12 protein-coding genes and 1 pseudogene are annotated in these 8,872 nt (G+C 50.7%); 4 read left to right on the top strand and 9 right to left on the bottom strand.

The genetic code is table 11. From position 1 onward, the window contains the following. Both ACQY18_RS05880 and ACQY18_RS05875 read left to right on the top strand, forming a co-directional pair. Positions 1-413: pseudogene (locus ACQY18_RS05880) on the top strand (hypothetical protein); the annotation flags it as partial. Positions 414-426: 13 nt separating this feature from the next. After that, positions 427-909, top strand: a complete 483-nt coding sequence (locus tag ACQY18_RS05875) for a type IV pilin protein (protein WP_428039197.1) — start codon at positions 427-429, stop codon at positions 907-909. A gap of 56 nt (positions 910-965) precedes the next feature. Here ACQY18_RS05875 and epsC read toward each other — a convergent pair whose 3' ends face one another. The 9 genes from epsC to ACQY18_RS05830 form a co-directional block, all read right to left on the bottom strand. Next, positions 966-1,790 (bottom strand): serine O-acetyltransferase EpsC, encoded by an 825-nt coding sequence (epsC, locus tag ACQY18_RS05870; RefSeq protein ID WP_176776899.1) that lies wholly within the window; start codon positions 1,788-1,790, stop codon positions 966-968. Position 1,791: 1 nt separating this feature from the next. Next, the gene (lptB, locus tag ACQY18_RS05865) at positions 1,792-2,511 is read right to left on the bottom strand and encodes an LPS export ABC transporter ATP-binding protein (protein ID WP_176776898.1); all 720 of its coding nucleotides are present in this window, start codon (positions 2,509-2,511) and stop codon (positions 1,792-1,794) included. An 11-nt stretch (positions 2,512-2,522) separates the two neighbouring features. Further along, the gene (locus tag ACQY18_RS05860; protein ID WP_428039196.1) at positions 2,523-3,410 is read right to left on the bottom strand and encodes an LptA/OstA family protein; all 888 of its coding nucleotides are present in this window, start codon (positions 3,408-3,410) and stop codon (positions 2,523-2,525) included. Continuing rightward, on the bottom strand, positions 3,407-3,946 hold the full coding sequence (gene lptC / locus ACQY18_RS05855; RefSeq protein WP_428039195.1) for an LPS export ABC transporter periplasmic protein LptC: 540 nt from the start codon (positions 3,944-3,946) through the stop codon (positions 3,407-3,409). The genes ACQY18_RS05860 and lptC overlap by 4 nt, the downstream gene beginning before the upstream one ends. Then, positions 3,943-4,137 carry a hypothetical protein gene (locus ACQY18_RS05850; protein ID WP_428039194.1) on the bottom strand — a complete coding sequence of 65 codons (195 nt, stop codon included), beginning with the start codon at positions 4,135-4,137 and terminating at the stop codon, positions 3,943-3,945. The genes lptC and ACQY18_RS05850 overlap by 4 nt, the downstream gene beginning before the upstream one ends. Further along, positions 4,137-4,964, bottom strand: a complete 828-nt coding sequence (gene kdsA / locus ACQY18_RS05845) for a 3-deoxy-8-phosphooctulonate synthase (protein WP_176776894.1) — start codon at positions 4,962-4,964, stop codon at positions 4,137-4,139. Before kdsA ends, ACQY18_RS05850 begins: the two co-directional genes overlap by 1 nt. A 60-nt stretch (positions 4,965-5,024) precedes the next feature. After that, entirely contained in the window at positions 5,025-5,441 is a 417-nt protein-coding gene (gene dut / locus ACQY18_RS05840; protein WP_428039193.1) for a dUTP diphosphatase, read from the bottom strand. Continuing rightward, the gene (locus tag ACQY18_RS05835) at positions 5,438-6,475 is read right to left on the bottom strand and encodes a HEAT repeat domain-containing protein (protein WP_428039192.1); all 1,038 of its coding nucleotides are present in this window, start codon (positions 6,473-6,475) and stop codon (positions 5,438-5,440) included. The genes dut and ACQY18_RS05835 overlap by 4 nt, the downstream gene beginning before the upstream one ends. Before the next feature lie 100 nt (positions 6,476-6,575). Next, positions 6,576-6,746: a hypothetical protein gene (locus tag ACQY18_RS05830; RefSeq protein ID WP_428039191.1), complete on the bottom strand. Its 171-nt coding sequence runs from the start codon at positions 6,744-6,746 to the stop codon at positions 6,576-6,578. 118 nt (positions 6,747-6,864) lie between these two features. On the opposite strand from ACQY18_RS05830, the gene ACQY18_RS05825 reads away from it, so the two are divergent. After that, positions 6,865-7,833 carry a hypothetical protein gene (locus ACQY18_RS05825; protein WP_428039190.1) on the top strand — a complete coding sequence of 323 codons (969 nt, stop codon included), beginning with the start codon at positions 6,865-6,867 and terminating at the stop codon, positions 7,831-7,833. Positions 7,834-8,202: 369 nt separating this feature from the next. Beyond that, positions 8,203-8,733, top strand: a complete 531-nt coding sequence (locus ACQY18_RS05820) for an OmpA family protein (RefSeq protein ID WP_176776889.1) — start codon at positions 8,203-8,205, stop codon at positions 8,731-8,733. The last annotated feature ends 139 nt before the right edge of the window (positions 8,734-8,872 follow it).

Below are 8,872 nucleotides of genomic sequence, written 5' to 3'. Positions count from 1 at the left end.
TATCTGCCGTGGCGTTGCCGCAATACCGCCGCGCGGTGGAGCGCTCCCGGGCGACGCAAGCCCTCGGCGGGCTTAAAAACTTGTATGATTCCAGCGAACGTCTGGCGGTGGATTTGGGGTATGACGATTATGAATCTTTGTATGCTTCCGGCCAGGAGGATATAGGCATTGGCCGTTTTGATATGTTCCAGGATAGCGGTGCCGGCACCGACAAAGCTTCCGTACTTACGACCTCTGATTTTATTTATAGTATTCCAAACGGCACGCTGATTTCCGCCAAAAGAAATGGTCAAAAATATGACGGCTTTTGTATTATTTTCCGACGGGAAGACCAAAAGCTGTTTTGTGTGGGCTCTGCCGAATATTGCAATACCATAGATGTTGAACACGACAACACAATCGGCGGCTGTTAAGCAAGGGGAAATTATGATGAAAAAAAATGGTTTTACATTAATGGAATTATTGGTAGCCGTTGTGATTATGACCATGTTAATTACTATGGCTGTACCGCTGTATGAAAAAACGGTGGAAAAATCCCGCGCGGCGGAAGCCCGCGCCCTGCTTAAAAAAATGTCCGATTCTAAACAGCGGCTTTTAGTTTCTATGGAAATGGACGATTGGTCTACCATTCCCACGGCTTTTACGGCCAACAGTTTGGACGTCAGCACCCCCGGCACACCCTATGGCACCGGCGCGGAGGCGAGGCTGCATACCAAGTATTTTGCTTATAGGTTTTTCCCGGCTGGGCGCGTTTCCGATATGTGTGCCAGACGCCTAAGCGGGGATACGGCCGGGGTGGCGTTTTGGTACTCCCCGGGCGGGACTGGCGGACATTTCTTTTGTACCGGTTCCAACGAACAATGTGCTATATACGGTATGAAGGCTTCCGGTTCTATGCCGTGTAATTAAACTTTGAAATTAAAAACCCCGCTTTGGCGGGGTTTTTTTGTGGGGTAAATGAGGGGCTACACTTTGGCTCCGGCGGGCACGTCGGCGGTAATCCATTTATTGGCCCCCAAAACGGCACCGTCGCCAATGTTTACATTTCCTAAAACGGTGGTTTCGGCATAGATAATTACATGGTTGCCAATGTTCGGGTGGCGTTTAATGCCTTTTACGGGGTGCCCGTTTTCGTCCAGCGGAAAGCTCTTGGCCCCCAGCGTGACCCCTTGGTAAAGTTTTACATGCGCGCCGATAACGCACGTTTCCCCAATTACAACCCCGGTGCCGTGGTCAATAAAAAAGGCCGGGCCGATTTGCGCCCCGGGGTGAATATCAATGCCGGTTAAACTGTGGGCGTATTCCGTAATAATGCGCGGGATAAGCTGTACGCCTTGCGTTTGCAGGGCGTGGGCCAGGCGGTAATAAGCCACCGCCAAAACGCCCGGATAGCAAAGCAGGGGTTCCACTTCACTAATGGCGGCGGGGTCGCCCTCAAACGCGGCTTGCACGTCCGAAATAATTAACCGTTGTATTTGGGGCAGTTGTGCAAAAAAACGCTGGGTAATGCACTTGGCTTGCGCTTTGCAGAGGGTGCAATCCCCACGGGTTTCGCACATAAAGCACATGGCGTTTAGGATTTGCTTTTCTAACTTTTTGGCGCATTGGGCCAATCTCCGCGCCGCGCCAAACCGCCGCGCCAAGGGCGGGTATTGGAATAAATAGTCTTTCAAATCCGCCACCACCGCCACTACCGTTTTGGTGTCCGGCGTAAATTTGGCCTGTTGGTGGAAGCGCCGGTTGAACGCCTCTTTTAATTCTTTGCTTAATGCGTTAAAATCTGTTTTCATTTTACATTTTGAAGTCTTCGCCCAAATACAGGCGGCGGGCGTTTTTGTCGTTAAGCAGGGTGTTTTGGTCGCCCTCTACCAAAATTTTACCGTCGTAAATCAGGTACGCGCGCTCCGTAAGCGGCAGGGTTTCGCGCACGTTGTGGTCTGTAATTAACACGCCAATCCCTTTGTCTTTGAGCTTAAAAATCATTTTGCGCAAATCCGCCACGGTGATGGGGTCAATCCCCACAAACGGTTCGTCCAATAAAATAATTTTGGGGTTGCTAATCATACAGCGGGCAATTTCCATACGGCGTTTTTCTCCGCCGGAAAGCGTCCACGCTTTTTGCTTGGCCAGGCGGGTTAGGCCAAATTCTTCCAACAGTTCTTCCACGCGGCGTTTTTGTACGGTTTTGTTGCTTTCAATGCGCTCCAATACGGCTAACAGGTTTTCTTCTATGGTCAGCCCCTTAAAAATGGTGGGCTCCTGCGCCAGATAGCCTAAACCGTGGCGCGCGCGCTTGAACATGGGCAGTTGGGTGACGTCGTCGTTATCAATAAATACTTTGCCGCTGGTGGGGCGGATAAAGCCCACCAACATATAAAAAGAGGTGGTTTTCCCGGCGCCGTTGGGGCCCAATAAACCCACAATCTCGCCGGATTTTACATGAATATTTACGCCTTTTACTACCATGCGGTCTTTATATACTTTTTTAATTTCTTCGCTGCGCAGTTCCATAGTAAACCTCATTAAAATTTATCGTTAATTTCCGCTTTGTTTATTTCGTCCGACACCAGCCACCCCTGCACCTTGCCTTTTAGGCTGAGCAGGCGGGTTTCATTTTCCGCTTCGGCGCGGTCGGCAATGACGGCAAATTGCCCCTGTTCGGTTTTGCCTTGCAACAACGTGCGGGAACCGAACGCATAGGATTTATTGTTTTTGCCGTCCATAACCAAGGTGTCCGCCGTCATGGTGTATTGCGGCGTGGAAAGTTTAACGCCGCCTTCCAACACGGCATATTGGTCGTTTTGGCGGGCCAAAACGCGCTCAGCCGTCACGGTGGCGGTACCTGCCGGAGTGGGCCGGGTAATCGTCACGTCTTGATACAGGCGGTACGTTTTTGTATTGGTGTCAAATTCGGCTTTGCGGGCCTGCGCATGGGTAGCGGTGCCTTGCGCATCTTGATAAGTTAGATAAACAAAACGGTTTTTGCGGGCGGAAAGGCGGCCTTTGCCGGTTTTATAGTTATAGCGGCCGTCGTCTGCCTTAACTTCATAGAGCGGGCCGTTTTTTTCGGCCTGTTTCATGTAAATGTTTCCGGCGGCGGAAAAAGTGCTTTTGGCCCTATCGGACAAGGCATAATCCGCGCGGAAGGTGTAAACGCCGTTATCGTAGGAAACGTGGCCCTTAAATTCTTCCTGTTGTTTTTCGGGATAAACGGTCCAGCTGTCGCTTGCAATCAGGCCGCCCAGCGTTTGCGGGGCGTTGAATTTGGGCGTTTTGCGTTTCAGCGCGTCTTTGGCGCGGGAAATTTTGGGCCCCGGCGCGGGAACGGCCGGGCCTTCCTGCTTAACGGTGGCACACGCCGCCGCTAACCAGGGGATAGAAAACAGGATAAACAGGCGCGTTATTTTCATTTTAATTGCCCCTTGAGTTCTTTTACGGTGGCCGGCAGGGCGGTGGATTGTTTCTTAAATTCTATTTGCGTTAATTTGGAGTTGGTTTCCACCCCGTGTTTGGCTACCGTGCGCACTCCGCCGCGGGTGACAACGGTTTTTTTGTCGCTCCAAACGCGGTCTTTATCCACATCATAATAAATGTGGTCTGTTTCCAACGTCAGGCCGTGTATCAAAGAAACCGCTTTTACATGGCCTTGCAGGGTGACAAGCCGCTGTGCATAATTAAACACCCCGCGTTCCGCGGTCACTTTTCCGGCATCTTTTCCGTTGTCTTTCCAAAGCAGTTCCGGCGCCACCAAAGCGGCGTTTTGCAAGTCGGAAAAGTCCACATCCCGGGAGTTTAATATCCAGCGTTTTTGGCTGTCTTTGGATTCAAAAATGGATACGGCATTGGCCCGCTGCATGCCCGGTTCTTCGTTGGGGGAAAAATCTTTTTTCCCTTGGCAGGCGGCAGTGGCTACAACGGCAAAAAATAAGTACAAAAGTTTTTTCATGGGTGTCCTTCCCCGGTCAGCCAGGGGGTAGTTTGCGGCGCGGGCGCTTTGGGGGCAAAGGGCGGCGGCAATTTGTTTACCAATAATTTAAGCCCCGCAAAAGCCAGTAGCACCAGTACCGCCAGCACGCCCAAGGTTTTGGCGTGCCAGGTAAAAGTGGGGCTCCAGGGCCGGGGCGTATTTTTTGCCATTATTTGAATTTTTTAACCACCGCATCTATGGCGCAGAGTTGTTGGCACATTTTTTCCGCTTGTGCAAAATTGAGCGAGTTTGCGCCGTCGGAAAGTGCATGGTCCGGGTCCGGGTGGGATTCAAAAAACACGCCCGCAATTCCCAAGGCCGTGGCGGCTTTGGCTAATACCGGGGCCATGGCCCGGTTTCCGCCGGTACAGGCGCCGGCCGCACCCAGTTTTTGCACGGAGTGCGTGGCATCAAACACCACCGGGTAGCCAAAACTTTTCATAATTTCCAACGAGCGCATATCCACAACCAGGTCGCCATATCCAAAGCAGGCGCCGCGTTCCGTTAGAATGATTTTTTTGTTGCCGCGGGATTCTATTTTTTTGATGATTTGCTCCATGGCTCCCGGGGCTAAAAATTGGCCTTTTTTTACATTAATGGCTTTGCCGGTATCCGCGCACGCCAACACTAAATCCGTCTGGCGGCACAAAAAAGCCGGTATTTGCAAAATATCCGCGGTTTGAGCGGCTTCTTCGGCCTGCCAAGGCTCGTGTACGTCCACTACTAACGGAAGCCCCGTCAGCTGTTTGGCTTCCTGCAAAATTTTCATACCGGCGGCTAAACCCGGCCCGCGGTACGCATCCACAGAGGTACGGTTGGCTTTATCATAAGAAGCCTTTAGAATGTAGGGATGCTTTGTTTTGGCGATAATCGCTTTCAGCTTTTTTACCGTGGTGAGGTATTGTTCCCGGCTTTCAATGACGCACGGGCCTGCCATAAACGCCAGGGGCAGGCGGTTAGATAATTTAATAGGGCCGATTTGAATAGTTTTTTGCATATATTTAATGATAACAAATTTACAACGGCTTTTTGCCGTGTAAAACGGAATTTTTGGGGGTTATTTTACCCCGGTGCTGCCGAAACCGCCTTCCCCGCGGGAAGTGTCCGTCAGCTCGCTGACTTCTTCAAAAGCGGGGTAGAGGGTGGGCAGTACCACCAGTTGCGCCACCTTTTGCCCGGCTTCAAATACAAAATCCTGCTCGTTGAGGTTGTACATACATACAATCAATTCTCCCCGGTAAGGGGCGTCCACCAGGCCGGCCATGGCTTTAATGCCTTTGCTTTCCACCGAGCTTTTACCCCAGATAATGCCGGACGTGTTTTCCGGCAGTTCTACGGCAATACCCGTGTGTACTTTGGTAATGGCGCGCGCCGGCAATACCGTGCGTTCCAGGGCAAACAAATCCGCGCCCGAGTCCGTCGGGTGCGCCCGCTGGGGGAGTTTGGCAAGGGGGGATAATTTTTTTACTTTCATAATGATTGGTTTAATTTGCTCATTTGGTATAGGGCGGTATCGGCATAAATTTTAGCGGCATTTCCGCCCCGTTTGGATAAAATGCTTAATTGCGGAACCAGCGTTTTAAGCAGGTTTTTATCAAAATCCGGGTCGTTGGAATACTCCCCGGCTTGCGGGCTGGCCAGTACCCCGGCCATATAAGCGGCGGCGCGGGCGGCGTTGATTTGGGTGTTGGTGTCTTTGGCTTCCAACCCTTGTTTTATGCCGTTAATGGCGTTGCCCGTCATAAACCCGAGGGCCAGCGCATAGGTGTTGGCTTGCGGGGTGTCGTAATCCTGGCGGAGATTTTTTAATGTTTCTTCCAGCGTATAGTTGCTGTTTTTGGCCAGTGCCACGGCCACGGCGGAGCAGGCTTCGCTTTCCAGCTCTTTTTTAGCGCGTTTTAGCAGGAATTTGGCGGCTTCTTTGGTTTGTAAATCGCCCAACCATTCCACGGCGGCGGCCCGTACTTTGACATTAGAAGATACCGCCGCTTGTTTTAAGTATTTTACGGTTTGTTTATCTCCGTTTGAAATTAAATTCATCGCGCGCTGTGCAAAGGCTTCGTCGTAAATATACATATTCACTACTTGGTCGGCATATTCGGTGCTTTGCGGATAAATAATCGTGTAGGCGGTGGCGGCGTAAGCGCTCAAGGCGTTATCCTGGCTGTGGGCGGAATCGGCCAGCATGGGTAAAAATTCTTCGTAATTGTTCCCCATAGCGGTTAAAATAACGGTGGCAAATACTTTTTTGAGCGGGTCCTGGCTTTGCAAAACAATGTTGAACAGCGCCGGCTCCTGCTGGGCGGGCGGCGGCAAACGCACCAAACTGGCTCCGGCGGCAAAAACTTCAGCCGGGTTTTTAGAGGTGCGGAATAAATTGAGAACCGTTTGGTTTTCTTGCAAGGTGCGGCTCCCTTTTTGCAGAAGGGGCAGTGTGTCTTGCGTTTGGGCGCAGGCGGGGGCGGTGAATAACGCGGCCGCCAAAAGCGTAAAAATGGTTTTATTCATGCTCGTTCTCCTATACATTTATTATATCATTTCCCGCGGGATTATTAGACGAAAAAGGACCTGCCTTTTGTGGGGCAGGTCCGTATGAAAAAACAGGCTCTTACCGGGCGCCTACGGCTTCGGCCAGGCGCTCCATGGATAAACGGTTTTGGTAGCGGTGGTGGGGGAGGTCGTCGCTATAAATGGCAATTTGTTCTTGCTGTTTTAAGACAACTACTTTTTTGTGGCCCAAGGCCAATAAAAAATGTAAATGGGTAGATTTTTGCATCATCCGGCTCCGTAAAATAAAACTTGTCTATATAATGTAGCGTTTTATAAACGCGCAAACAAGGGCCTTTGGGCCCAAAAAACGCCTGGGCCTCTTGTTTTTTTTGTTAAAATAATTAAGTATGAAGAAACTTCTTTTTTTACTGGCTGTTTTAACGGCCCCCGTGTGGTGTGCCGCGCAAGAAACAGAGCCGCTTATTTTGTTAAATCCGGGGCGGGAAACTTTTATTAATTTTCCGTCCCAAACGCTGCCCGGTAAAACGGTCACGTTCTTTTTGCCGCAACAGGCCACGCCGCTTACGGGGCGTTATCCGGTGGTGTATGTGTTGGGGGCTATCCCAAAAAATGCGCCTTTGGCACAAGCGTTTATGGACGTCACCCCGCACAAAGCGTTGGTGGTGGGTATTAATTTAACGCCGGAAGAAATGGCGGATGCCGCCCGCGTGGTGCGTTTTTTTAAGCGGGAGCTAATCCCGTATGTGGATACGAATTATCCCACCTTGGCGGATGCTTCCCACCGCGCGGTAGCCGCCCAAGGCACCGAGGGGGGATTGTTGGCCTATGCGCTCCTGTATCAGCCGGAGTTGTTTACGCAGGCGCTGTTGGCGGAGCCGGACCCGGCCTTGTTAAATGCCTCGTATCTGCCTAAAAATATCCGCTTGGCGGCGTGGGGGGATAGGCCGGTTTTATCCGCCTTGCAGGCGCGTTTGGAAAATGTAGGTTTAACCTATGGCACTAATTTTGTATTGCGCGAGGGCGAGCCGGCCAATTTGTTTGAAGAACTGCCTATGGCTTATTGGTTGGCTCCGGCGCAACAAGTAGCCCTCCGGCGCGTGCGGGCCGCTGTCACTCCGGCGCGCTTGGCGCTATCGGGCGGGGTTGCCCACTTGCAAGCCACGGCCCAACTGGCCAACGGGCGCGTGTATGATTTTTATCCGTCCGTCTTGCGGATGAGCCCGCCGTATTTGGACTACAACGCCCCGGCAGGCACGTTAAGCGTTATTTCCGGTGCGGAGCCCGCAACGGTAAAAATAAGCGGCGGCGCAGGCAAAACGGCCTATCGCACCAAAATTAAGCTTAAAAAACAATAAAAACAGGTTTTTAGGCCAAAAATCAATCAAAAAAATGTGAACTTGTCAACAGTTTTTTGAAAAAAATTGAAAAAAGCCCATTTTTTAGGCAAAAATGAATTCCTCGTCGGGGAAATCTCCTAAAAAGTGGGTTTTTTACTATACAAAAGGCCGGGTTATCCACAGTTTGGGGCGTTATCCACAGGCTAAAAGGCGGGTGTTTTTGGCGGTGGGTCAAAAACGGCTTTTTGGGTCCGGATTTGTAGAGTAAATGGCGGAGTTATCCACAGGTTATAAACAGGGTGTGGATAAGTGTGGACAAGCCGTTTTTATAAAATTTTTTACGCAGATATACAGGGGTTTTGGTATAATGGGTGCAGGAGGATTTTTATGAATTTTACAAAAACCGTTTTTTTATTGGTGTTATCTTGCGCGCTTTTTGCGTGCGCGTCCAGCCAGAGCCGGGAGGACGAAATCCCGCCTGTAAAGCCGGACCCGGTTATTAAGTTGGAGGCCAAGCGCAACGCAAAACTCTACCGCCAGAGCGAACAGCAAATGCTCAAAAGTATGAAGCTGCCCACCATTACTTATCAGTTTGACTCTATCCGCCCGCCGGAATATGCCTATGCGTTTTTGGATAAAGTAGCCAACATTATGAAAGACCAACGCCAACTGCATTTAATTTTGGAGGGGCATACGGATTTGCTGGGCTCCAAAGAGTATAACTATTGGTTGAGCGGGGCGCGTGCGGCGGCGATGAAATCCTATTTAGTAAGCCGTGGGGTGGAGGCGGACCGTATCCGTATCCATGCGTATGGAAAAGACCGCCCGCTTACGTTGGATAATTCCGATGAGGGGAGGATGACGAACAGGAGAGTGGAGTTTACGTTTACCACGCGGGAATGGAACACCGTTTATTGAGAACAACTGTTGGTAAGCTGAGATTTTAATGCGCGGGGAACAAAATAACATTTTGTTCCCCGTTCGCATTTAGTGGGCAAACAATTTTCCAAATTTAAGCCCTTTTGCACCGCCTTTGTGCTTGGAGCCCTTGCAGGCT

Source organism: Candidatus Avelusimicrobium faecicola, from assembly GCA_900540405.1.
GTDB lineage: Bacteria > Elusimicrobiota > Elusimicrobia > Elusimicrobiales > Elusimicrobiaceae > Avelusimicrobium > Avelusimicrobium faecicola.
The sequence above is the reverse complement of the archived record's forward strand: the minus strand, read 5'-3'. Positions and strand labels throughout refer to the sequence as shown.

Coding starts and splice junctions, on each gene's coding strand:
- ACQY18_RS05875 (WP_428039197.1), top strand. CDS start 427: ATGATGAAAAAAAATGGTTTTACATTAATGGAATTATTGGTAGCCGTT.
- lptB (WP_176776898.1), bottom strand. CDS start 2,511: ATGGAACTGCGCAGCGAAGAAATTAAAAAAGTATATAAAGACCGCATG.
- ACQY18_RS05825 (WP_428039190.1), top strand. CDS start 6,865: ATGAAGAAACTTCTTTTTTTACTGGCTGTTTTAACGGCCCCCGTGTGG.
- ACQY18_RS05860 (WP_428039196.1), bottom strand. CDS start 3,410: ATGAAAATAACGCGCCTGTTTATCCTGTTTTCTATCCCCTGGTTAGCG.
- ACQY18_RS05835 (WP_428039192.1), bottom strand. CDS start 6,475: ATGAATAAAACCATTTTTACGCTTTTGGCGGCCGCGTTATTCACCGCC.
- ACQY18_RS05850 (WP_428039194.1), bottom strand. CDS start 4,137: ATGGCAAAAAATACGCCCCGGCCCTGGAGCCCCACTTTTACCTGGCAC.
- dut (WP_428039193.1), bottom strand. CDS start 5,441: ATGAAAGTAAAAAAATTATCCCCCCTTGCCAAACTCCCCCAGCGGGCG.
- ACQY18_RS05830 (WP_428039191.1), bottom strand. CDS start 6,746: ATGATGCAAAAATCTACCCATTTACATTTTTTATTGGCCTTGGGCCAC.
- ACQY18_RS05820 (WP_176776889.1), top strand. CDS start 8,203: ATGAATTTTACAAAAACCGTTTTTTTATTGGTGTTATCTTGCGCGCTT.
- kdsA (WP_176776894.1), bottom strand. CDS start 4,964: ATGCAAAAAACTATTCAAATCGGCCCTATTAAATTATCTAACCGCCTG.
- epsC (WP_176776899.1), bottom strand. CDS start 1,790: ATGAAAACAGATTTTAACGCATTAAGCAAAGAATTAAAAGAGGCGTTC.
- lptC (WP_428039195.1), bottom strand. CDS start 3,946: ATGAAAAAACTTTTGTACTTATTTTTTGCCGTTGTAGCCACTGCCGCC.